26 protein-coding genes are annotated in these 21,439 nt (G+C 71.3%); 12 read left to right on the plus strand and 14 right to left on the minus strand.

The window, feature by feature from the left end; genetic code table 11:
* Nucleotides 1-75 precede the first annotated feature (75 nt).
* The 5 genes from ACGWYJ_RS01675 to ACGWYJ_RS01695 all read right to left on the minus strand — a co-directional run bounded on the left by ACGWYJ_RS01675 (nucleotide 76) and on the right by ACGWYJ_RS01695 (nucleotide 3,217).
* Nucleotides 76-552 (minus strand): carboxymuconolactone decarboxylase family protein, encoded by a 477-nt coding sequence (locus tag ACGWYJ_RS01675; protein WP_395103675.1) that lies wholly within the window; start codon nucleotides 550-552, stop codon nucleotides 76-78.
* Between the two features lie 88 nt (nucleotides 553-640).
* Nucleotides 641-1,123 carry an RrF2 family transcriptional regulator gene (locus ACGWYJ_RS01680; protein ID WP_395103676.1) on the minus strand — a complete coding sequence of 161 codons (483 nt, stop codon included), beginning with the start codon at nucleotides 1,121-1,123 and terminating at the stop codon, nucleotides 641-643.
* Between the two features lie 4 nt (nucleotides 1,124-1,127).
* A complete protein-coding gene (locus tag ACGWYJ_RS01685; protein ID WP_395103677.1) occupies nucleotides 1,128-1,988 on the minus strand; it encodes an arylamine N-acetyltransferase in 861 nt (286 codons plus the stop codon).
* Nucleotides 1,989-2,025: 37 nt separating this feature from the next.
* Nucleotides 2,026-2,712 carry an anti-sigma factor family protein gene (locus tag ACGWYJ_RS01690; RefSeq protein ID WP_395103678.1) on the minus strand — a complete coding sequence of 229 codons (687 nt, stop codon included), beginning with the start codon at nucleotides 2,710-2,712 and terminating at the stop codon, nucleotides 2,026-2,028.
* A complete protein-coding gene (locus ACGWYJ_RS01695) occupies nucleotides 2,705-3,217 on the minus strand; it encodes an RNA polymerase sigma factor (RefSeq protein WP_395103679.1) in 513 nt (170 codons plus the stop codon). The genes ACGWYJ_RS01690 and ACGWYJ_RS01695 overlap by 8 nt, the downstream gene beginning before the upstream one ends.
* Before the next feature lie 141 nt (nucleotides 3,218-3,358).
* On the opposite strand from ACGWYJ_RS01695, the gene ACGWYJ_RS01700 reads away from it, so the two are divergent.
* The 3 genes from ACGWYJ_RS01700 to ACGWYJ_RS01710 are packed head-to-tail and all read left to right on the plus strand — an operon-like array spanning nucleotide 3,359 to nucleotide 4,669.
* Nucleotides 3,359-3,835 carry an Ig-like domain-containing protein gene (locus ACGWYJ_RS01700; protein ID WP_395103680.1) on the plus strand — a complete coding sequence of 159 codons (477 nt, stop codon included), beginning with the start codon at nucleotides 3,359-3,361 and terminating at the stop codon, nucleotides 3,833-3,835.
* The gene (locus ACGWYJ_RS01705; RefSeq protein ID WP_395103681.1) at nucleotides 3,822-4,484 is read left to right on the plus strand and encodes a cytochrome b/b6 domain-containing protein; all 663 of its coding nucleotides are present in this window, start codon (nucleotides 3,822-3,824) and stop codon (nucleotides 4,482-4,484) included. Before ACGWYJ_RS01700 ends, ACGWYJ_RS01705 begins: the two co-directional genes overlap by 14 nt.
* On the plus strand, nucleotides 4,481-4,669 hold the full coding sequence (locus ACGWYJ_RS01710; RefSeq protein WP_395103682.1) for a zf-HC2 domain-containing protein: 189 nt from the start codon (nucleotides 4,481-4,483) through the stop codon (nucleotides 4,667-4,669). The genes ACGWYJ_RS01705 and ACGWYJ_RS01710 overlap by 4 nt, the downstream gene beginning before the upstream one ends.
* Before the next feature lie 51 nt (nucleotides 4,670-4,720).
* Here the strand turns inward: ACGWYJ_RS01710 and ACGWYJ_RS01715 are convergent, their stop codons facing one another.
* The gene (locus ACGWYJ_RS01715) at nucleotides 4,721-5,257 is read right to left on the minus strand and encodes a TetR/AcrR family transcriptional regulator (protein ID WP_395103683.1); all 537 of its coding nucleotides are present in this window, start codon (nucleotides 5,255-5,257) and stop codon (nucleotides 4,721-4,723) included.
* 101 nt (nucleotides 5,258-5,358) lie between these two features.
* On the opposite strand from ACGWYJ_RS01715, the gene ACGWYJ_RS01720 reads away from it, so the two are divergent.
* From ACGWYJ_RS01720 to ACGWYJ_RS01730, 3 genes are read left to right on the plus strand one after another with little or no spacing between them, the layout of a single operon-like run.
* A complete protein-coding gene (locus ACGWYJ_RS01720) occupies nucleotides 5,359-6,219 on the plus strand; it encodes a TIGR03620 family F420-dependent LLM class oxidoreductase (protein ID WP_395103685.1) in 861 nt (286 codons plus the stop codon).
* 60 nt (nucleotides 6,220-6,279) lie between these two features.
* Nucleotides 6,280-6,801 (plus strand): MaoC family dehydratase, encoded by a 522-nt coding sequence (locus ACGWYJ_RS01725; RefSeq protein ID WP_395103686.1) that lies wholly within the window; start codon nucleotides 6,280-6,282, stop codon nucleotides 6,799-6,801.
* A gap of 9 nt (nucleotides 6,802-6,810) precedes the next feature.
* A complete protein-coding gene (locus ACGWYJ_RS01730; RefSeq protein ID WP_395103687.1) occupies nucleotides 6,811-7,350 on the plus strand; it encodes a DUF488 family protein in 540 nt (179 codons plus the stop codon).
* Between the two features lie 60 nt (nucleotides 7,351-7,410).
* Here the strand turns inward: ACGWYJ_RS01730 and ACGWYJ_RS01735 are convergent, their stop codons facing one another.
* Complete coding sequence (locus ACGWYJ_RS01735) at nucleotides 7,411-7,575, minus strand: hypothetical protein (RefSeq protein ID WP_395103688.1); 165 nt, start codon at nucleotides 7,573-7,575, stop codon at nucleotides 7,411-7,413.
* A gap of 458 nt (nucleotides 7,576-8,033) precedes the next feature.
* Between ACGWYJ_RS01735 and ACGWYJ_RS01740 the strand changes: the two genes are divergently transcribed.
* Nucleotides 8,034-9,533 (plus strand): hypothetical protein, encoded by a 1,500-nt coding sequence (locus ACGWYJ_RS01740; RefSeq protein WP_395103689.1) that lies wholly within the window; start codon nucleotides 8,034-8,036, stop codon nucleotides 9,531-9,533.
* On the opposite strand, the gene def is transcribed toward ACGWYJ_RS01740, so the two are convergent.
* Both def and ACGWYJ_RS01750 read right to left on the minus strand, forming a co-directional pair.
* Nucleotides 9,530-10,102: a peptide deformylase gene (gene def / locus ACGWYJ_RS01745; protein ID WP_395103690.1), complete on the minus strand. Its 573-nt coding sequence runs from the start codon at nucleotides 10,100-10,102 to the stop codon at nucleotides 9,530-9,532. The two genes, ACGWYJ_RS01740 and def, sit on opposite strands and share 4 nt — an antisense overlap.
* 74 nt (nucleotides 10,103-10,176) lie before the next feature.
* Nucleotides 10,177-10,848 carry a haloacid dehalogenase type II gene (locus ACGWYJ_RS01750; RefSeq protein ID WP_395103691.1) on the minus strand — a complete coding sequence of 224 codons (672 nt, stop codon included), beginning with the start codon at nucleotides 10,846-10,848 and terminating at the stop codon, nucleotides 10,177-10,179.
* 49 nt (nucleotides 10,849-10,897) lie between these two features.
* Between ACGWYJ_RS01750 and ACGWYJ_RS01755 the strand changes: the two genes are divergently transcribed.
* Nucleotides 10,898-11,224: a hypothetical protein gene (locus ACGWYJ_RS01755; protein WP_395103692.1), complete on the plus strand. Its 327-nt coding sequence runs from the start codon at nucleotides 10,898-10,900 to the stop codon at nucleotides 11,222-11,224.
* A 52-nt stretch (nucleotides 11,225-11,276) separates the two neighbouring features.
* Nucleotides 11,277-11,519 carry a hypothetical protein gene (locus ACGWYJ_RS01760; RefSeq protein ID WP_395103693.1) on the plus strand — a complete coding sequence of 81 codons (243 nt, stop codon included), beginning with the start codon at nucleotides 11,277-11,279 and terminating at the stop codon, nucleotides 11,517-11,519.
* Between the two features lie 87 nt (nucleotides 11,520-11,606).
* On the opposite strand, the gene ACGWYJ_RS01765 is transcribed toward ACGWYJ_RS01760, so the two are convergent.
* From ACGWYJ_RS01765 to ACGWYJ_RS01785, 5 genes are all read right to left on the minus strand, one after another.
* Nucleotides 11,607-12,896, minus strand: coding sequence for an ABC transporter substrate-binding protein (locus tag ACGWYJ_RS01765; protein ID WP_395103694.1), 1,290 nt, complete (start codon nucleotides 12,894-12,896; stop codon nucleotides 11,607-11,609).
* A gap of 3 nt (nucleotides 12,897-12,899) precedes the next feature.
* A complete protein-coding gene (locus ACGWYJ_RS01770) occupies nucleotides 12,900-13,976 on the minus strand; it encodes a branched-chain amino acid ABC transporter permease (RefSeq protein ID WP_395103695.1) in 1,077 nt (358 codons plus the stop codon).
* 247 nt (nucleotides 13,977-14,223) lie between these two features.
* The gene (locus ACGWYJ_RS01775; RefSeq protein WP_395103697.1) at nucleotides 14,224-15,105 is read right to left on the minus strand and encodes a branched-chain amino acid ABC transporter permease; all 882 of its coding nucleotides are present in this window, start codon (nucleotides 15,103-15,105) and stop codon (nucleotides 14,224-14,226) included.
* Between the two features lie 2 nt (nucleotides 15,106-15,107).
* On the minus strand, nucleotides 15,108-15,875 hold the full coding sequence (locus ACGWYJ_RS01780) for an ABC transporter ATP-binding protein (protein WP_395103698.1): 768 nt from the start codon (nucleotides 15,873-15,875) through the stop codon (nucleotides 15,108-15,110).
* A gap of 74 nt (nucleotides 15,876-15,949) precedes the next feature.
* Entirely contained in the window at nucleotides 15,950-16,708 is a 759-nt protein-coding gene (locus ACGWYJ_RS01785) for an ABC transporter ATP-binding protein (protein WP_395103699.1), read from the minus strand.
* A 204-nt stretch (nucleotides 16,709-16,912) separates the two neighbouring features.
* Here ACGWYJ_RS01785 and ACGWYJ_RS01790 point away from each other — a divergent pair, with 204 nt between their 5' ends.
* The 3 genes from ACGWYJ_RS01790 (at nucleotide 16,913) to ACGWYJ_RS01800 (ending at nucleotide 21,439) form a co-directional block, all read left to right on the plus strand.
* Entirely contained in the window at nucleotides 16,913-18,325 is a 1,413-nt protein-coding gene (locus ACGWYJ_RS01790) for a PucR family transcriptional regulator (protein ID WP_395103700.1), read from the plus strand.
* 209 nt (nucleotides 18,326-18,534) lie between these two features.
* Nucleotides 18,535-20,169: a long-chain fatty acid--CoA ligase gene (locus ACGWYJ_RS01795; RefSeq protein WP_395103701.1), complete on the plus strand. Its 1,635-nt coding sequence runs from the start codon at nucleotides 18,535-18,537 to the stop codon at nucleotides 20,167-20,169.
* A gap of 61 nt (nucleotides 20,170-20,230) precedes the next feature.
* Nucleotides 20,231-21,439, plus strand: a complete 1,209-nt coding sequence (locus ACGWYJ_RS01800) for an alpha/beta hydrolase family protein (protein WP_395103702.1) — start codon at nucleotides 20,231-20,233, stop codon at nucleotides 21,437-21,439.

The following is a 21,439-nucleotide window of genomic DNA, read 5'->3' on the forward strand; positions in this document are numbered from 1 at the left end:
TCGTCGGGGGTATTGGGGGGAGCTTCGCCTGGCCTCCGGTCGGCCGCACGCCGTTCCGGAGGCCAGGCGCGACCGTCAGGCGCTCGCCGCCGCGGCGCGGCGGTAGGCCCCGGCGGTCTGGCGGATGGTGACGTTGATGGTGTTCCAGGCGTTGATCTGGGCGATCCCCATGATCAGGGCGGCCAGGGTCTCCTCGTCGTAGTGGTCGGCGGCCTGCTCCCAGACGTCATCGGGGACACCGCCGGGGTTGTCGGCGATCCGGGTCGCGGCCTCGGTGAGGGCGAGGGCGGCGCGCTCCTCGTCGGTGTAGTACGGGGCCTCGCGCCAGGCCGCCACCGACCAGAGGCGCTCGTCGGTCTCCCCGGCCCGCTTGGCGTCGTGGGAGTGCATGTCGACGCAGAGGCCGCAGCCGTTGATCTGGCTCGCGCGGAGCTTGATCAGATGCAGCGTGGTGTCGGGAACGCCGCTCTCGTGCAGGAACTTCTCGACCTGTCGCATCGCCTTGTAGGCGCCGGGGGCGAGCGCGGAGATGTTGTCCATGCGCGGTTTCATGTGTGTCTCCTCCTCTTAATTGGACATTTTGTGTCCAGGTTCACGCCACAGGGAGGGCGCGGGTCGGTGGGTACGGGCCGGGGGCGGGTCAGTTACGGGCGTGCCAGGCCCGGATGCGTTCGCCCAGGCGGGGCGACACCCGTTCGGCCTGTTTGCGGACGTCGGCGAGGGTCTGCGCGGCCAGGGCGCGCCGCCACGCCAGTTCGGCGCGGTGCATCGCGATGCTCACCGCGCACGGGATCTCGGTTTCGGGCCCGGACGACCCGGCGCCCATGCCGCGGCGGCGGATCTCGGTGCACTGGAACGCCTCGTCCGGGCCCTCGATCGCGGTGACCACGTCCATCAAGGTGATCTGGTCCAGCGGCCGGGCCAGGGCAAAGCCGCCTCTCGCACCCGGGGTGGAGGTCGCGATCCCGGCTCGGACCAGCGCCTGGAGCTGCTTGTTGAGGTATGGGGGCGGCAGGTCGTAGCTCGCGGCGAGCCGGGTCGTGGAGACCGGGCGGTCCGTCTCCAGCCAGTCGAGGAGCAGGCAGACGTGCACCGCCCACTCGACGCCCTCGCTCATCCTCATGCCGTCACGCTCCCGGCAGCCCCGCCACGAGGCGGGCGGTGTCGCCGGCGCCGAGTTCGATGCCGAAGACCTCGGCGAGGATCTTCGGTACCTCGCCCCGCTCCACCACGCGGGTCTCGACAGGGCCCTCCGGGTGGGTGATCGTCAGGCGGGTGTCGTCGAGCTGGTGGTGGACGTCCGGGGCGAAGTGCTGCGCGTAGAGCCGGCCGGTGAACGGCGACCGCGTGTTGGTGGACACGTAGTAGTTCGCCAGGTGGTAATCGACGTGGTAGGAGGGCGCGACCGTGAACACGTGCCGCCGCACCCACCCCTCGGGGCGCCGCTGGTGCAGCGCCCACTGCTCGACGCCCGGCAGGCCGCCCTGCGAGGCCGTGAGCCGTTCGAGCCGGTACGCCCAGCCCTCCTGTGCCGACTCGGCGCCGTCGACGAGTTCCAGCGGCGCGAGCGGGCCGGACCCGAAGCCGACGTCGCAGAGCCACACGCCGCCGTCCACCTCGACCCGGACCAGCGCGTGCGTGGGTGGGCGAAGCTCCGGCGCCCCCAACTGCACCCGCCCCGACAGGGCGGTGAAGGTGAACCCGAACCGTTCGAGCGCGGCGGCGAACAGCTCGGTGTGCTCGAAGCAGTAGCCTCCGCGCCGCCGCCGGACGAGCTTGTCCTGCAAAGCCTCGACGCCCAGGACGATGGGACGTCCGAGCACGATCTCCAGGTTCTCGAACGGGATGGACGTGACATGCCCGCGGTGCAGTGCCCGCAGCGCGTCGATCGTGGGCGAGCGGTCGCCGAGGTAGCCGATGCGTTCCAGGTACGCGTCGACGTCCAGTAGTTCCCCCTGCCACCCCGTACCGTCGAGTCCCTGGACCATCGGCGTCCCTCCATATTCTGGACGATCGATGTCTAGGTTAGACCATGAAGCGGGCCAGCAACTCGCCGCCCCCCGGGTCGTGGATGCGCAGGACGAGGATGTCGTGGACGTCCAGCGGAATGGTCCGCCCCCAGGAGCCTCCGCCGGGCCGGACGGTCATCGTGCCCAGGGGCACGGTGCGGCCGTCGCGGCTGGTCAGGGTGATCCGGTAGTCGCCTTGGCGGAGGTCGCCCGGCATCGTGACGAACAACCAGGCGGGGGTGCCCTGGTAGGCGAAGACATAACCCGCCGGGGTGGAGCCGGCCCCGTCGATGGCGACCGTCTTCAGGTAGCGGCCCTTGGCGACGGCCAGGGTCTCGCGGTAGCCGTCGGCCAGGGCCCGGTCGTCCTCCGTCTGCCGCCAGACCGATCCCGCGGAGGTCGCCGCGATGAGGACGGCGGCCGCCGCCAGCAGGGCCGCGTCACGAAGCCGCCGGCGGCGGGGCCCGCGCCGCTGGGTCATGGGAGCGAGGACGGCGGCCTCGAAACCCGCGGGCGGCTGCCGTTCGGGGGCGAGGAGGAGCAGCTCGTCGACGAGGGCGGTGTGCGCTTCGAGCTCGCGGTGGCACCGCCCGCATCCGGCGAGATGGCGCAGCGACCGGGCGCGTTCCTCCGCCGAGGCGATGCCCGCCGCCAGCTCCGGCAGGAGCGGGCGGGTGCCGGCGCAGGCGGGACGGTCAGTCATGGGTCACTCCCAGCGCCTCGCGGAGTTTGGCCAGCCCGCGGCGCAGCCGGGTCTTGGCGGTGCCGACCGGGATGCGCTCGCGGTCGGCGATCTCGGTGGCGGTCAGCCCGTAGAACACCGACAGGACGATCGGGGTGCTCTGCTCGGGCGGGAGCGCGCGCAGCGCCGCGCGCAGTTCCTCGGTGTCCTCGAACGTGGCCGCCGCCGGATTGGCCCGCTCATTCCTGGTCAGCGTGTTCAGCAGAATATGCGGATCGACCGGCGTATCGCCGCGCAGCCGCACCGCGTCCACGGCCAGGTTTCTTGTGATCGTCAAAAGCCAGCTGACCGCGCGGCCTTTTCGCGGATCGTAGGCACCGGCATGGCGCCAGGCGCGCAGAAATGCCTCCTGCGCGATCTCCTCGGCGATCGCCGACGATCCGACCAGCGCGAACGCCAGGCCGTAGACCCGTGCCTGATATCGCCGGACGAACACGGCGGCCGTCTCCGCGTCGCCCGCGGCCATACCCGCGAGCAATGACTCATCTGATAGTTCCCACAGAAGTAATACGGCCGCCGAAGGCGAAAGGGTTCACCCGCGGGAGAATCTTTTCCGGCCGCCCGGCGGTATTACCTTCGACACTCGCTCCGCGAAGGAGGAGATCGAATGGCGATGCGCGTGAAGGGGTTGGCGGCGGCCGGGTTCGCCTGCGCGATGCTGGCGCTCGGCGGTTGCTCGGGCGCGGGGGACTCGGGCGACGGGGACGCGGCGGGCGGCGGTGGGCCGACGCTGACGATCACCTCGCCGGCCGAGGGCGCGACCGTGACGGCGCCCGTGACGCTGACGTTCACCAGCAGCGAGGACATCGGACCCGAGGAGTCCGGCAAGCACCATGTTCACGTCACCATCGACGGTAAGACCGACGACTACGAGGTCGTCACGTCCACGACCCACCGGATCGACGGCCTCACGCCGGGACGGCACCGCATCGGGGTGACGCTCCAGCACGCCGACCACTCGGACGCGGGCGCGTCCGCCCAGGTCAACGTGAACGTCGCCGGAGGCGGCCAGACCACGGCGCCGTCCGGAGGCGGTGAGACCACGGCGCCGTCCGGAGGCGGCGGCGGCTATGACTACCCGTGAATCGGGCCGCGTCGTCGTCGAACGCCACGCCCGCCCGGTGCGGTGGTTCCACGCCGGCGTCTACCTGACGGTCCTGGTGCTGCTGGGCACCGGCTGGTGGCTGCTGCTCGGGCATGAGGGCGACCCGACCCCGGTGGCCCGGCTGACCGGCGTCCCGGACACGGACGTCCACAAGGCCGTGGGCTGGGCACTGGCGGTGCTGCTGGTCCTCGGGGTACGGGGGGCCTCCACGTTCGCGGTGGAGTCGCTGAGGTTCCGCAGGGGCGACCTCAGGTGGTTCCGCGCGTGGCCGTCCGCCGCCCTGACGGGACGGTTCGCCCGGCACGAAGGTCGCTTCGACCCCGGGCAGCGGGTGGTCAACGTCCTGCTGGCGGCTTCCCTGCTCGTCCTGGTCGGCAGCGGCGTGGGGCTCGTCCTCCTGCACGGCGGGCCCACGTTCGCCGTGCTCGTCCGCCTCCACAAGTGGTCGACCTACCTCTGCACGGTGCTCATCGCCGGGCACGTGCTCATCGCCGCCGGTGTCCTCCCGGGCTACCGCGGTGTCTGGCGGTCCATGCACCTGGGCGGGCGGCTCGACGCCCGGGTGGCCCGGCGTCTCTGGCCCGGCTGGTTCGAGCGCGCCCGCGAGGGCCGCCCGGATCGACGATGAGATGCCCCTTCCGGATGGACACGGCCGCCTATGCCCTGGGCATCCTGGCCCCGGGCGACCGCGAGCGCATGACCGTCCATCTGGAGGAGTGCCCCTCCTGCCGGGCGGACGTGGCCGATTTCGCGGGCATCCTGCGAGCACTCGCGAGCCTGGTGATCCGCCCACCCGGCGACGCGACCACCTGACCGGAGGCGGGCCGCGCAGGACGCCGGTGCGGGGGCCTGGCGGGGTCCGTGTCAGGACGGGCGGAGGCCGTCGAAGAGGAGGGCGAGCAGGCGGTCGCGGCGGGGTGGCGCGGCGACCTGCTCGTCGGCCCAGGCGATGCCGTAGGTGAGGGTGAGGAACTCCGACGGTTCGAGGTCGGGCCTGATCTCGCCCGCTTTCTGGGTACGGGCGAGCAGGTCCGAGGCCGCCGCGTTCATGGCCTTGCAGGACGCGTAGAGGGCGGACGACTCGTCCCGCAGGGTGGTGAGGAAGGCCGTGACGAGGCCGCGGTAGGCGGTGCTGCTCTCCGTGAGGGTCCGCGTCCAGGACAGGAGGGCGTCGCGCGTGGCGGGGGCCTCGCGGGCCTGGGCGGCGAGCGTGTCGAAGCGCTCCCGCAGCAGCGCTTCGAGCAGCGCGTCCCGGGACGGGAAATGCCGGTAGAGCGTGCCGATCCCGACCCCGGCGCGGCGCGCGATGTCCTCAAGCGACGCCTCGGTGCCGTGCTCGGCGAAGGCGGCGCGCGCCTCGGCCACGAGCCGTTCGTGGTTGCGCCGCGCGTCGGCCCGCATGCGGTTCCTCCTTCCTCCCCCTGTTGCTAAGCGGAGGCCACCTCCCTATCGTAGTGAGGCGACAAAGCGGAGGTTGCCTCCGATTAGAGAGGGGCAGGGATATGGACGCGATTCGCCAGGGTTTCGGGGTCTGGCTGTCACCTCAGACGCTGCTGAAGACTCCCGTCGTGGTGCAGCGCGAGCAGTTCGCCAGGATCGAACGGCTGGGGTACAGGTCGCTGTGGAGCGGAGAACCGCCCGGCGTCCACGGTGGCTCGCGGGAGGCGTTCACCCAGCACGGCATCATGCTGGCCGCCACCGAACGCCTCGTGGTCGGGACGGGCATCGCCAACATCGTCATGCGCGACCCGGTGGCCATGCACGGCGGCGCCGCCACGCTCGCCGAAGCGTACCCGGACCGGTTCGTCCTCGGGCTCGGAGGTCACTCGGGCCCGCGGCCGCTCACGATGCTGCGGGAGTACCTGGACGCGATGGACGCCGCGGCCGGGCGCCTGCTTCCCTCCGTCCGGTACCCGCGCGTGCTGGCGGCGCTCGGCCCGAAGGCGCACCAGGTCGTGGACGCGAGGGCCGACGGCGCCCATCCGTTCCTCCAGCCGGTCCGGCAGACGGAGATCGCACGGGCCTCGCTCGGGTCGGGCAAGCTGGTCATCCCACAGCAGACGGTCGTCCTGGAGACCGATCCCGACGCCGCCCGCGGCCGGCTGCTCGCGCTGTTCAGCCGAGGCGTCGGCGACGCGCAATCCTCGTACAGGCGCAACTACCGGCGTCTCGGGTACCGGGACGACGAGCGCGAGCGGCTCATCGACGATCTGCTCGCCTGGGGCGACGGGGCCGCCGTCGCCGAGCGGTTGCGCGCCCACGCCGACGCGGGGGCCGATCATGTGCTCGTCCATCCGATCGCGCCCGATCTCGTCTCCACGGTCGACCAGCTGGAACGCCTGGCGCCCTTTCTCAAGGGCTGACCGGGCCTCAAGGGCCGACCGGGACGGCGGCGCGGGACGGGGTGCGCGATGCTTGATCGCATGACGAACGGTACGACCAGGACCCTCAGCGACACCGACTTCCCCGTCCCTCCCGAAGAGCGCCACTTCGAGGACTACCGGCCCGGCGCGGTCCACGAGTACGGGTACCTCACCGTGACCGAAGAGGAGATCATCGAGTTCGCGGAACGGTTCGACCCCCAGCCGATCCATGTCGACCGGGAGTACGCCGCCACCGGGCCGTTCGGCGGGATCATCGCCAGCGGGTGGCACACCTCGGCCCTCTGCATGCGCCTGATCGCCGATCACTACCTGCCGCCAAGGGCGAGCCTGGCGTCCCCGGGGATCGACGAGCTGCGCTGGCCGGCGCCGCTGCGTCCCGGCGACTCGGTACGGCTGCGCACGACCATCCTGGCGGCGCGGCCGTCCAGGTCCAAGCCCGACCGCGGCATCGTCACCACGGGCTGCGAGCTGATCACCAAGGACGACGAGCGGACGGTGCTGACCCTGCGCGCCATGAACCTCATCCGCCGCCGTCCCGTCCGGGAGGGCCGGACGGGGTAGAGGGGGAGGGTGGACACACGGCTGATCACCTTCGGGCACGGCACCGCGAGCGAGAAGCGGATCCTCGAACTGCTCGGCGGCGCGGGCGTCCGGTCGCTCGTGGACATCCGCACCGCGCCCGGAAGCCGGCGCAACCCGCACGTGGCCCGGCGCGAGCTGGAGCGGTGGCTGCCCGGGCACGGGATCCGCTACCGCTGGGACAAACGCCTCGGCGGGTTCCGCCGTCCGCCACCGGACTCGCCGGACGTGGCGTGGCGGGAGCGGATGTTCCGCGGATACGCCGCGCACATGCGGACCGAGGAGTTCTCGGACGGGATCGACGATCTGCTCGCGGAGGGGGACGGCGGGGTGGCGGTGATGTGCAGCGAGAGCGTGTGGTGGCGCTGCCATCGGCGGCTGGTCGCCGACTTCCTGGTGCTCGTACGGGACGTGCCCGTGGCGCACCTCATGCACGACGGGAGGCTGACCGAGCACGAGCCCTTCGCCGCCGCGCGGGTACGCGACGACGGGCTGCTCGTGTACGACGGCGGCCAGTCGACGCTCGCGTGAAGGAGCAGGCGCCATCGGCCCCCGGCGCCGAGCGCGCCGGGGGCCGATGGATCCCCTGGGTCAGCGGCCGCGCTGGAGGCGGCGGCTGGGCATCTGGCGGGCGTTGCGGCCCTGGTTACGGGCGAAGCCGTTGGACCGGGGGTCGAAGCCCCGGTTCTTCCCCTTCTTCTTCAGGGCCTTCTGGAAGGGCTTCTCGTCACCTGAATTCTGTTGCACGGCACGCATGAACTGACACCTCCGGGCATGGCGAATTCGACCGTGGAACGGCCGTGAACGGGCGTTCGAAAGGTCGCGGAAAATGGTCCGTGGACTGGAATCGGCATGGCATCGGCCCCGGTGGGCGACCGCCGCCGGGCATGCGCGGACGTGCGAGAACACGCGCGGGCACGCGGATGCGGACGCGCTACGAGGCGAGATGCGGGATGAGAGCGCCGGTGGCGCCGGAGAGAGGGGAGCGGGCCGCTGGACTGCTGCGGCGGCTCAACCCATGCGGATCAGGAACCCATGGCGTAGATATTGCCGTAGGGTCCGGTGCGCTGTCAACCATTGATCTCCGGTCTTTCGGCGGCCGGGCTGGAAATGCGTCGTGCCCGGTCGCGGGGTGGGCGCCCCGGGGGCGTGAGGACGGCGGATATTTGGCGGGATGCGCCGCTTTATGGGGTGGAGGGCGGCATAATCGCACGATGATGATGCCGCTGCCGTTGCGCTTCCATGGTGACGACACCCGGGTGGCCGTCGAGGCGGACCCCGGCCACGAGCCCCTGCGCGACTTCTTCGTCCGCGATCTCGGACTGCGCATCACGACGATCGCGCGGACGCGGGCGCTGCTGTCGTCCGGCGACCCCTACCTGCCGTGGCAGTCCCGGTACAGGTATCACGTGCTCGACTACGACGGCGCGATGGTCCACGTGCGCGCCCTCGACGGGAACGGTCCCGAGTACGCGGTCCACCCGGCCGTGCTGGACGCCTGCCTGGTCGAATACCTTGAGCTGGTCGGCCTCGCCGAGCACCGGCGGACGCTGGAGCACATCAAGGCGGAAGGCGGCCTGCCGCGCTTCGTGCCCGACCGCGAACTGCCGGTGTCGTTCCGGATCCTGGAACCCGGCCGGATCGAGTGCCGGGCGGCGCCGGGGCACGAGGGGCACCTGGCCGGGCTGCTCGGGTCCGACGACGTCACCATGCTGCCGGTGCTGGACTGGCTGCTGGACGAGCTGGACCACGACGATCCCGCCGTGACCTGGCCTGGGCCGGTGTACACGGTGCAGGTCACCGGAGCCACCACCCTGATCGGCACGATGGACGGCTCGATCACGAGCCTCGACACCGAGACGTTCCGGCAGGCGCTGGCCGCGTACAAACAGGCGCTTTTCGACTCGTTCGCGACCGAGCCGCCGCAACTGCCGCCTGCGTTCCAACTATCGGAAACGGGAACGGGACCCGGACCGGCGGTGATGATGCTGGCGCTCGGCCGGGTCGCGGAGCCCGTGTGGGGGTGGGGACTGCTCCAGACGTCCCACGCGGCCCTCACCGAGGTGGCCGGGCTCGTCCCGCATCCCGACGACTGCCTGCCGCGCGGCGTGATGGGCGCGGGCACGGGCGTGTACTGGGCGGACCTGGCGATGAAGGACCATGGGACGGGCCGGGTGTGGACGGGAACCAAGACCTTCCTGCCGCGCCGGGTGGACGGCGTCCGGGTCATGACGGACCTGGTCGGGGCGCTGATGGCGGACGACGCGGCGTTCATCCCCGGCATCCCGGGAGCGTGGACGGGCGTGGTCGCCGACGTGCCGGGACACGGCTACCTCGATCCGAACGGGGTGGGGCGGCTGCCCGTCGAGCCCGAAGCGGCGGGTATCGCGGCCGGGCACATCCGCGTGTTCTTCCCGGTGATGGGCTGTCCTCCTCCGGAGCAGGTCATGTCGCTGGTCGACGGGCTTCCCGGCGTGACGGGACGCCGGTACGTGCTGGCCGCGTTCCTGCTCCAGGACGTCCAATGCCACAGGCACCACATCGGCGTCCTGCGCGCGGCCGAACCGGGATGGGAGCACACGGGGAACGCCTGCCATCTGATCCGCGGCGCCGAGTCGGTGCGGCTTGAGCACCTGTGGCTGGACGGTCGATCCTGCGAACTCCCCGTCGCGGACTTCCACGCCGTCCTGGACGCCTACGAGGCGCTGCTCTAGAGGTCGGGCTCGGGCCCTGGCGAGGGCTCCGCGTCGCCACCGGCGGCGGCCTCTGCGCGGAAGTTCTCGTAGTCCCTGAGCACCTGCTTGCGGGCCCGTTTGGACAGCCGGTCGATGTAGAGGCGCCCTTCCAGGTGGTCGGTCTCGTGCTGGAGGCAGCGCGCCAGCAGGCCGGTGCCCTCGACCGTCACCGGCTCGCCTCGTACGTCGAAGCCGTGGCAGGTCGCGCGGTCGGGACGGGCCAGCCGCGCGTGCGCACCGGGAACCGACAGGCAGCCCTCCTCCCCGTCGTCCAGGCGGCGCTCCTCCAGGCCGGGCAGGACGAGGGTGGGGTTGACCACGACGCCCTTCTGGGCGACGTCGTTCCCGTCCGGGCAGTCGTAGACGAAGACGCGCAGGTCAACGCCGACCTGGTTGGCGGCGAGGCCCACGCCCTCCGCCGCGTACATGCTGGCGAACATGTCGTCGACCAGCCGTGCCAGGTCGTCGTCGAACGAGTCGACCTCACGGCAGGGCCGGTGCAGGACGGGCGTCCCCACCAAGGTGATCGGTCGTACGTTGCCGGCCATCGGCGTCCTCTCCTCGGAACCACCACGAATGTTACTGAGCGTGGCGGTGCTCAAGGGACGCCGGATGCGGCCCGCTAGAGCGCGAGCAGGGCGTCCACCACCTCGACCAGGTCGTCGCCGCGCGCGTCGGGCGGCGCGAAGATCGCGGAGTAGTCGCGTTCGAGACGGGACACCCAGCCGGTGACCAGCCCGGCGCGCTTCGCCCCGTGGCAGTCCCAGGCGTGCGCCGCGACGAGCGCGAGCCGGTCGGCCGGCACGCCCGCGACGGACGCGGCGTGCTCGTACACCACCGCCGGAGGCTTCCACCTCCGCACCTCCTCGACCGTGACGACGCGTTCGATGAGGTCGGTGAGGGAATGGCGCTCGACGAAGTCCAGGGTGGTGGCGCGGGCGCCGTTGGTGAGGAGCATCGCCCGGACGCCCGCGTCCGCGAGCCGCCGCAGCGCGGGCTCCACGTCCGGGTGCGCGGGCAGCGTCGCGAAGCCGTCCAGGACGTGCGCGACCGCCGCGTCCCCGACCTCGAACCGGGTGACCGCGCGCAGCGCGTTCTCCGCCACCGGACGGAACGGCTCGAAGTCGCCCGTCGCGCTGAGGGTCATCCCGTCCCGCAGCGTCCGCGTGAACCAGGTCTCCAGCAGGTGACCCGGCAGGCCCGCCTCCACGAAACGGGCGCGCAGCGGCTCCAGGGCTATCAGGGTCTCGATGACGTCGAACGCGACCACCTGCGGTCGGGAAGGTATGGGCATTGTCCGCCTTTCTCGGTCCTTTATGCGGCTCTTACCTACAAAGGTGGCCATGTTCGCAGGAACCGCGCTCAGGCTGCTCGTCCTGCACGGCATCCTCGCCCACCACGGCGGCACCGGCAGGTACGACTCGGGTCACCCCCTCTACCTGCGCGGCCGCATCATCCAGGCCCGGTACGCGTTCCCGCACGGGACGATGCGGATCGAGGTCCCGGCGAACCTGACCGTGCCGCGCGACCTGCCGGACGTGCGCCGGCTCGGCGGGTACGAGAACTGGACGGGGCATCCGGCGCCGGAGGGCGCCGGGCAGGTCCGCGACCTGCTGCTCCCACCGGACGTGACGGGCACGCTGGCGGACATGTCCGCGTCATCGCCCTGATCCGCCTCCGCATGCGCCGCACGGGCGGAGCCTCGGGCGGGACGGACGGCGGGTGACGTTCCTCGACGCCCTGACCTGGGTGGAGGAGACCCCGCCGGCCGGCGCCGTGCGAGGAGGCCGGTGGATCTACCCGCTCACCGAATCGGCCCACCTCATCGGGCTCGCCACGATGTTCGGCGCGATCGCCGTCTTCGACCTGCGCCTGCTGGGCTTCGCGCGGCGGGTGCCGGTGAGCGGACTGGCCGCGGCGAGCGGGCCGCCGCGGTGGTGTCCCTCGTCGCCTGGCCGACCGTGATCGTCTGCGGCCGCCTCATCGCCTACCTGTGAGGCGGGAGGCGGCCGCAGATCCATCCTCAGCCGCGGGCGGCCAGGGACCCGAGGGTCAGCCCGTCAGCGGGCCGAACTCCTTGCGGGTGTCGATGACCTCGCCGAGCAGCTGCCACCGCTCGCCCTTGAACTGCATCATCTGCATCGACTCGATCGGGAAGCCGTCGTCCTTGGAGGTCGTCATCGTGACGCCCGGCAGCAGCATCGGGACCTGGACGTTGTTCAGGTTGCGCATCGAGTCGCGCAGGCCCTCGCGCGTCTTGCACTTGGCCGCCGTGAACGTCTTGGCGAAGCTGTCCGCCACCGCCCAGCCGAACGCGTGGTACGGGACGTTCGGGTCGGCGTTCGGCTGGTACTGCTTCATCTTCGCCTTGTACAGCTTCATCTCCGCGTCGTCCGCCCACTGCGGGTCGACCGGGTCCTTGTAGTAGGTGGACGAAAGCACGTTCTGCACGTTCTCGAACCCGACCGGGCGCAGCACGGTGATGGACGCGGCCACGTTGTTCACTATGTGCAGCGGGTTCCAGTCGGTGAGCTTGGCGTCGGCCGCCAGCGCCTGCGACCCGAACTTCGGCGTGGTGATGTTCAGGAACACATCGGCGTCCGAGCCGGACAGGTTCCGCATCTGCGGCTCCACGCTCGGGTCGGTGACCTCGTAGCTCTGCTCCGCCACGATCGAGATCTGGCTGCCCGCGATCGCCTTCTTGAAGCCGCCCAGCAGGTCCTCGCCGAAGTCGTCGTTCTGGTAGAGCACCGCGACCTTGGCGTTCGGCTTCTCGGTCCTGAGGTACTTGGCGTACACCCGGGCCTCGGAGACGTAGTTCGGCTGCCAGCCGATCGTCCACGGGTGCTTGGTGTCCGCACCCCACTTGGACGCGCCGGTCGCCACGAACACCTGCGGCACCTTGCGCTGGTTGGTGTAGTCCCAGGTCGCCGTGGTGGACGGGGTGCCCAGGGTCTGGAACAGCGCGAACACCTGCTCCTGCTCCACCAGGCGGCGCACCTCCTCCACCGCCTTCGGCGGCTGGTAGCCGTCGTCGCGGACGACGAACTCGACCTGGCGTCCGTCCAGACCACCCTTCTCCTTGTTCACGTACTCGAAGTACGCCTGGATGCCCTTGGGGATGTCCCCGTACGCCGACGCCGGGCCGGACAGCGGGTAGACCCCGCCCAGCTTCAGCGTCTTGTCGGTGATACCCGTCGTCTGCTGGCCCTGGCACTCGCCGGAGGCCTGGGTGCCTCCGTCCTCGCCGCGCCCGCCGCACGAGGCCAGCATCGTCGCCGCGAGCAGCACGGCCGCCGTCGCCGCCGTGCCGCGCACCGTCCCGCCTCCGAATGACCGCATGTCCTATCCCTTCCGGTTGAGCGCCTGCGCAGCTCGTCCCGCCAGCCCGGCCAGCCCGGTCGGGGCCACGTACATCACCGCGATGATCAGCAGCCCGAAGATCATTCCGGGTGCCGCCTTGTTGTTGTCCTGGGACAGGCTGGGCACGAACATCACGAACAGCCCGCCGAGCAGCGGCCCCCAGGACGAGCCCAGGCCGCCCACGACGATCCCCGCCAGCAGCATGATCGACAGATTGACGGTGAACGAGTCCGGCGAGACGAACGCGAACGTCCACGTGTGAAGGCAGCCGGCCACCCCCGCGAACATCGCGCTCCACGCGAACGCCAGCCGCTTGTACGAGGCCGGCCGCACGCCCATGACCTCGGCCGCCGTCTCGTTGTCCCGCACCGAGTGCAGGGCGCGGCCCACCCGCGAGCGCAGCATGCTGTAGGTGCCCGCGAACGCCACGATCGTCACCGCCAGCACCATGAGGTACAGCCACTGGTCCTCGGCCAGCCCCGTCCACGCCGGCGGCTGCGGCTTCTCCAGCGACAGCCCCATCGACCCGCCCGTGACCGACTCGAACCGCTTCAGCAGCGGCACCAGGAAGACCGCGATGGCCAGGGTGACCAGCGCCAGGTACAGCCCGCGCAGCCGGGTCGCGGGCACCCCCAGCGCCAGCCCGATCACGAACGCCGCCACCGCCGCGGCGGGAAGCGTCAGCGGGTACGGCACGTCCCAGTGGAACATCATGATCGCCGCCGCGTACGCGCCCACCGCGTAGAACGCCCCATGCCCCAGCGAGATCTGCCCGCCATGCCCCACCAGCAGGTTCAGGCCCAGCAACGCCACCGCGTAGACCATCACCATCGTGAACTGGAACACCCGGAACGGCACGAGCTGGAACGGCACGTACAGCGCCACCACCAGCAGCACCACCACGGCGACGAGTTGCGGTCGGCTCCTTACCAGTCCGATCAGCCGCCCCACCACGGAACCCCGGCCCTCCGGCGCCCGCTCGTCGCTCTCCACCGGCGGCGCGGGGGTCTCGTCGTCGGACGCGGTCTTCTCCAGCTCGACCTTCGTCTTCTCGCTCATGCAGTGCTCCCCGCGAGCCTCAGGGGCGCTGTTTGGCGCCGCCTTCCTTCGTCGCTGCGGTCGCTCGTTCCTCGCTCCCTGCGCTCCTCAGTCCAGGTGGCGCTGCGCCTTTTGGGCTCGCTCATGCTGTGTTTGTCCGCGTGCCTGCGGGGCGCTGTTTGGCGCCGCCTTCCTTCGTCGCTGCGGTCGCTCGTTCCTCGCTCCCTGCGCTCCTCAGTCCAGGCGGCGCCGCGCCCCTCAGGCCCGCTCATGCTCTTTCCACCGCCGCTCGGCCGAAGAGGCCCTGGGGGCGCAGCAGCAGGACGCCGAGGATGACGGCCAGCGGTACGCCGATCTTCAGGTCGGAGCCGATGAAGCCGATGTAGGCGCCCGCCAGGGTCTCCGCGACACCGACGATCAGGCCGCCGACGACCGCGCCCACGGGGCTGTCGAAGCCGCCCAGCGTCGCCGCCGCGAACGCGTAGATCAGGACGCCGCCCATCATGTTCGGCTCAAGGAACAGCAGCGGCGCCACCAGTACGCCGGACACCGCGCCGACCATCGCGGCCAGGCCCCAGCCGAGCGCCAGCGTCCAGCCGACCCGGATGCCGACCAGCCGCGCCGAGTCGGGGTTGGTGGCCACCGCGCGCATCCCAAGGCCGATCTTGGTGTACTGGAACAGCAGGTAGAGCAGGCCCATCACGGCCATGACCACGGCGAGCACGCCCAGCGTCGAGTAGGCGACGCTCACCCCGCCCGCCTCCAGCGCGCCGCGCGGGAACGGGTTGGGGAAGTCCTTGATGAGGAACGTCCAGATCCAGCCGGCCGTGGCGTTGACGAAGATGAACAGCCCCACCGTGACGATCACCACGGTCAGCTCCGGCGCCCCCTCCACCGGACGGATGATCACGCGTTCGATCACCATCCCGCCGAGGAAGGAGATGGCCAGGGTGAGCACGAGCGCCAGCCAGAACGGCATCCCGCCGTTCACGAACTGCCAGGCGATGTAGGTCGCGAACATCGCCAGCTCGCCCTGCGCGAAGTTGACGATCCCGGTGAACTGGTAGATCAGCACCAGGGCGAGCGCCAGGCTGGCGTAGATCGCGCCGGCGCCGAGTCCCTCGACGATCTGCTGCAGGAAGTCCGTCATGCCTAGATCCGGTATCCGAGGTAGGACTGGGCGACCTGTTCGTCCGCGCGGATGTCGGCCGCCGAGCCCGACAGCACGATCCGGCCGGTCTCCAGCACGTGCGCCTGATCGGCGATGTCCAGCGCCAGATGGGCGTTCTGCTCGACCACGACCACGGTGGTGCGCTCCTCCCGGTTGATCGACTGCACGATGCCGAACAGCTCCCTGGTCACCATCGGTGCCAGTCCCAGGGACGGCTCGTCCAGGAGCATCAGCCGGGGCCGCAGCATCAGCGCGCGGCCGATCGCGAGCATCTGCTGCTCGCCGCCGCTGAGACTGCCCGCCGCCTGCTTCAGCCGTCGCTTCAGGACGGGGAAGTGGCCGTACACGCGCTCCAGGTCGGCCTGGACGGCGGCCCGGTCGCGCCGCGCGAACGCGCCGAGCCGCAGGTTCTCCTCGACGGTCAGCGGCATGAACGTCCCGCGTCCTTCCGGGACGTGCGCGACACCGAGCCGGGCCACGGCGTCGGGGGAGCGCCCGGAGAGCGCGATGCCGTCGAGCCGCACACTGCCGCGCCCCTTGACGACACCGCTCAGGGCCCGCAGAAGAGTGGTCTTGCCCGCGCCGTTCGGCCCGAGGATCGCGCAGATCTCACCCTCCCCGACCGACAGGCTGATGCCTTCCAGAACGCGCACCGCCCCGTACCCGGCGTGCAGGTCCTCGACGACCAGGAACGCGTCGGAGGGCTCACCGGCAGCCGCCGCAGACATGTGCTCGCTTCGCTCGCTCATGCTGTGTTCTTTCTGGGGGGGCGACCCCCCAGACCCCCCGGCAGCCGCCGCAGACATGTGCTCGCTTCGCTCGCTCATGCTGCGGTCCCCAGGTACGCCTCGATGACGGACGGGTTGCGTTGGACCTCGTCGGGTGGGCCTTCGGCGATCTTGCGGCCGAAGTCGAGGCAGATCACGCGGTCGCAGATGCCCATCACGAAGCCCATGTGGTGCTCCACCACGATCAGGGTCAGGTCCAGGTCGGCGCGGATGGTCCTGAGCAGGTCGGAGAAGTCGTCGACCTCCGACGAGCTGAGACCGTTCACCGGTTCGTCCAGGAGGAGCAGCGTGGGGTGGACGGCGAGCGCGCGGGCCAGTTCCACCCGTTTGAGCGTGCCGAACGGCAGGCCCGCCGCCGGGTGGTCGGCGACGTCGGTGAGCTGGAGCCGGTCCAGCACCTCGTCGGCCTCGGCGCGCAGCCGGGCCTCCTCGCGGCGGGCGGAGGGCAGCCGCAGGCTCGCGCTGACGAAGCCGGTGCGGCCGTGGTGGTGGGCGCCGACCATGACGTTGTCACGCACCGTCATCCGCGGGAACAGCCCGAGGTTCTGGAACGTGCGGGCGATGCCGAGGGCGGCGATCGCGTGCGGAGGCTCGGCCAGGAGGTCGCGCTCCTGATAGACGACCCGGCCGGAGTTCGCCTCGTACCGGCGGGTCAGGCAGTTGAACAGGGTGGTCTTGCCGGCGCCGTTCGGGCCGATCAGTCCCACCATCTCGCCGGGCTGCACGGCGAAGCCGACACCGTCCAGCGCGGTGATGCCACCGAAGCGAACGGTGAGGTCGTCAACCTCCAGCATCCGGCCTCCTGCCTTCGGGGTGGTGCGGTGGGACGGCGGAACGAGGTTCTGGAGTAGGGCGTCAGCGTAAAATCCGCACCTCAGAGAGCACATTGGGCACGAGAACCCAAGATGGGACCGGCGAGTTGTCCGCAGAGAACAGGCCGCGTCTCGGACGTGTCACGGACCGTTGACGCCCCGCTCTGTGACGTGGATCATCCGGGCATGTCCGGTGGCTTCAGCACGGGAACGCTCACCGGTGCGGACACGGTCCGTGCCGAACGCTCACGGATCCTTGCCGAACTCCTCGATCGAGTCGACGAACTGGCGGAACGGGCGCTCGCCGTGATGTGCACGGAGATCCCCGCGTACGAGGCGCAGGACGCCGGCTTCCACGCCGACGTGCTGGAGCAGGTGCGCCGCCACTACCGCACCAAGCTGGCCATCTTCCTCGAAGAGCGCACGGTGACCTTCGAGGACATCGCGTTCAGCCGGCGCGCGTCGATGCGCCGCGCCCAGGCGGGGTTCGCGCTGGCCGACTACATCAACGCCTTCCGCGTGGGGCAGCAGGTGTTCTGGGAGGCGGTGCTCGCTCACGCGGGCGGGTCATACGCGGGGCACGAGGCGGCGCTCACGCTGGCGGGGCCACTGATGCGGTACTGCGACTTCGCCAGCACGCACGCCGCCAACGCGTACATGGAGTTCCAGCAGTACGCGGCGGCCGAGGCGGTACGGGAGAGCCGTGACCTGGTGGAGGTGCTGCTGGCCGGTGAAATGCCGACCCGCGGGCCGCAGCTCGCCGCCGCGCACGCGCACGGCCTGGTCACCGACCCCCGCGCGCCGCTGATGGTGGTGAGCGCCGTCCTGGTCGGCCAGGACGGTACGGCGGCGATGTCCCGTCCCAGCGCCTTGCCGGGATGCGGCGCGGACGCGCGGCACGCGGCGTGCGCGGCGATCGCCCGCACCGGTGTGAACGGGCGCCGGACCCTGTCGGTGGTCCGCCAGTCGGAGATCGTCGCGGTGCCCGCGCTGGGCCCGGGTGGCGACCCCGAGGAGCTGTGCGACCGGTTCCAGGAGGTCCAGGCGAACCTGCTGGCCGAGGGGATCGCGCTGGCCGTGGGGATCAGCACCGTGGTCGAGGGCGTGGAGGAGATCCCCCGCGCCTACCACGAGGCGCGGGCGGTGCTGGAGTTCCTGCCGGAGGACGGCGGGGTGGCGGCGCTGCCCCGCATCAGCCCGTTCGAGTACATGGCGATGCGCGCCGACGACACCGCGCGCCACCTCGTGGATCCCCGCATCACCGGGCTGCTGGCCGAGGACCGGGCCCGCGGCGGCGTGCTCACCGCCACCATCAGGGCGTTCGCGTCCGCCGACCTCAATCTGCGCGCCGCGGCCGAGCGGTTGCAGATCCACCACAACACCGCCCAGTACCGGCTGCGCCGCATCCAGGAGCGCACCGGCCGCAACCTGCGGCACATCACCGACCTGGTCGACCTGCTGGTGGCGATAGCCCTCCAGGACGCCCTACCCCCCGGGACCGCCCCTGGGACCAACTCCGCGCGGCAAAGACTGGTTTCCGCGACCAATGAGAGCCATGGGACGGCCGACATAACGTCGCATCATGACCCAGCGAAATGAGCCCCAGATCCCAGTGGTGACCGGGGGCGCGGGGGGCGTAGCCCCCGGACGGGGGTGCAGGGGGCGGAGCCCCTTGCCGGGGGTGTTGGGGGCGGAGCCCCTGACCGCGGCGAAGAGGCCGTGGCCTGGAGCGAGTTCTGCGAGCGGAGGGACGCGGCCGCCGCGTCCCCGGGGGGTGTGGGGGGTCGCCCCCCCACACGACAACAGCCATGAACCTCGCTGACCGGTTGCGCGTCGCCGCCGGGCGGCTCGGCGGCAAGACCGCCCTCACGCTGGACCGGGCGGCGCTGACCTACCGGGCGCTGGAGGTCATGAGCGCGAGGGTGGGCGCGCTGCTGCGCCGCCGCGGCATCGGCCCCGGCGACCGGATCGCCGTGATGCTCCCGAACGTGCCCGAGTTCGCGGTGGTCTACTACGGGCTGCTGCGGATCGGGGCGGTGGTCGTCCCGCTCGACCCGCTGCTGAAGCGCCGGGAGATCGCCGCGTATCTGGGGGACTGCGGGGCCCGGCTGGTGATCGCCTGGCATGCGTACGCCGAGACCGTGGAGGCGGGCACGGCCGGAACCCGCGCCGACTTCCTGTTCGTGGTGCCCGAGGAGTTCCAGCGGTTGCTGCGCGGCGTGGCGCCCGAGCACGACATCGCGCCCATGTCCGGGGACGAGACCGCCGTCATCCTTTACAGCGCCGGGACGTCCGGCAGGGCCAAGGGCATCGAGCTGACCCACGCCAACCTCGGGGGGAACGCGGCCACGGTGGCTCACATGCACGCGCTCGGCGTGGACGACGTCGTGCTGGGAGCGCTCCCCTTGTACCACGCGTTCGGGCAGACCTGTTCGCTGAACGCCACCATCTGCGCGGGAGGGCGGCTGACGCTGCTGCCGCGTTTCGAGGCGTCGCGCGCCCTTGAGGTGATCAGGCGGGACGGGGTGACGGTGTTCCAGGGCGTGCCCTCGATGTACATCGCGCTGCTCGACCAGCCGGGCGTGTCGGACCTGTCGCTGCTGCGGCTGTGCGTGAGCGGCGGCGCGGCGATGCCGGTGGACGTGCTGCGCGCGTACGAGGAGCGGTTCGGCGTGCAGATCATCGAGGGCTACGGGCTGAGCGAGACCTCGCCGGTCAGCGCGACCAACCGGGTCGGCGCGGGACGGCGGCCCGGCTCGATCGGGCAGCCCATCAGGGACGTGCGGATGAAGGTGGTCGGCGAGAACGGCTGCGAGCTGCCCGCCGGGGAGATCGGCGAGATCGTGGTGCGCGGCCCCAACGTCATGAAGGGCTACTGGAACGACCCCGAGGCCACCGCGGGCGCGGTCAGGGACGGCTGGTTTCACACCGGCGACCTGGGGCGAATGGACGAGGACGGCTTCTTCTTCCTGGTCGACCGGCGCCGCGACGTGATCATCCGCGGTGGCTACACGGTGTACCCGCGGGAGGTCGAGGAGGTGCTGTACGAGCATCCGGCCGTCCGCCAGGCGGCCGTGGTCGGCGTCGCGCATCCCGAGCTGGGCGAGGAGGTCGCCGCGTGCGTGGCGGTGCGCGCCCCGGTCGGCCCGGACGAGCTGCGCGCGTTCGTGAGGGAACGCGTCGCCGCCTACAAGTACCCCCGGCAGGTCTGGTTCGTGGACGAGCTCCCGACCGGCCCCACCGGCAAGATTCTCAAACGCCGTCTCGGGCTGCCGCCGTCCGGCGCGGCGACCACCACCCCCCAAGAAGGAGGTGACGGCCATGAGCCGTCCCGTTCACCGGCCAAGACGGGATCACGCGCGGAGGGCGAGGCGATGCCTGGCAGTGCTCTGCGGCCTGACCTTGGCCATCGCGGGCGCGGCGCCGGCGGCGGCCCAGGGTAGGCCGCGCGACCCCGTACCGGACGACCAGCCGCTCCCCGGGTACACGATCAATAATCCGCCGTTGGCCCCGCTGGTCGTCGACGGCCGGCCGGCGCGCGTGCTCCAGGGGACGACCGGGCATGCCGCGTACATCATCGAGGTGCCGGCGCGGTGGAACGGGCAGCTCGTGATGTGGGCGCACGGGTTCGTCGGCGAGACCAGGGTGCTGTCCCCGGAGCCGCCCGCGTTCGGGTTACGGCAGAAGCTGGTGAGCCAGGGGTACGCGTGGGCGTCGTCGTCGTACTACGCCAACGACTATGACGTGAAGGCCGGTGTGCTGAGCACCCGGCACCTCGCGGACCGTTTCGCGCATCTCGTGGGCAAGCCGAAGAAGCGGTTCATCGTGGGCGTGTCGATGGGCGGCCACATCACGGGACGGTCGATCGAGGAGTACCCGGGCTACTACGACGCCGCGATGCCGATGTGCGGCGTGATGGGCGACCACGGCCTGTTCGACTTCTTCCTCGACTTCCAGGTGGTGGCGCAGGATCTGGCGGACCTGCCCGCCTACCCCGTCCCGGCGGACTACCAGACGGTGGTCGTCCCGAAGATCCAGGCGGCGCTCGGACTGACCGGGCTCACCCCGACCGGCCCCGACACCACCAACGCGCTGGGCAAGCAGTTCCGCTCGATCGTGATCAACCGGAGCGGCGGGCCGCGGCCCGGCGACACGGCCGCGTTCGCGAACTGGTACCGCTTCCTGTTCGGGCTGGCCACGCCGCGCGTCCCCGACGGCACCCTGGCGCAGGAGCCCGAGCAGGTCGCGACGAACCTTCGCACCCGGTACGTCCCGGACAAGCCGGTGAACGTCAACAAGACAGTGCAGCGGGTCCGTCCCGCCGAGCCGGGGTTGCGCGCCACCCGGAGGCTGACCGAGAACCCGAGCATCTCGGGACGGCTGAGCGTGCCCGTCCTGTCCCTGCACAACCTGGGGGACCTGTTCGTGCCGTTCTCGATGGAGCAGCTCTACCGTGACGACGTGGCCCGCCACGGCCGCACCGGGCTGCTCGTGCAGCGCGCCATCCGCGCCGCGGGCCACTGCGAGTTCTCGCCGAAGGAGGCGGGCGACGCCTGGGACGACCTCGTCCGCTGGGAACGGTACGGCGTGCGCCCGCCGGGCGACGACGTCAAGACCCGCGGTGTCGTGGCGGACCCCGCCTACGGCTGCCGCTTCACCGACCCCGCCGTCCGGAACACCGGCACCCGGCCGCTCTACCCGGCGTGCCCGTGA

The organism is Actinomadura sp. SCN-SB (genome assembly GCF_043906805.1).
GTDB lineage: Bacteria > Actinomycetota > Actinomycetes > Streptosporangiales > Streptosporangiaceae > Spirillospora.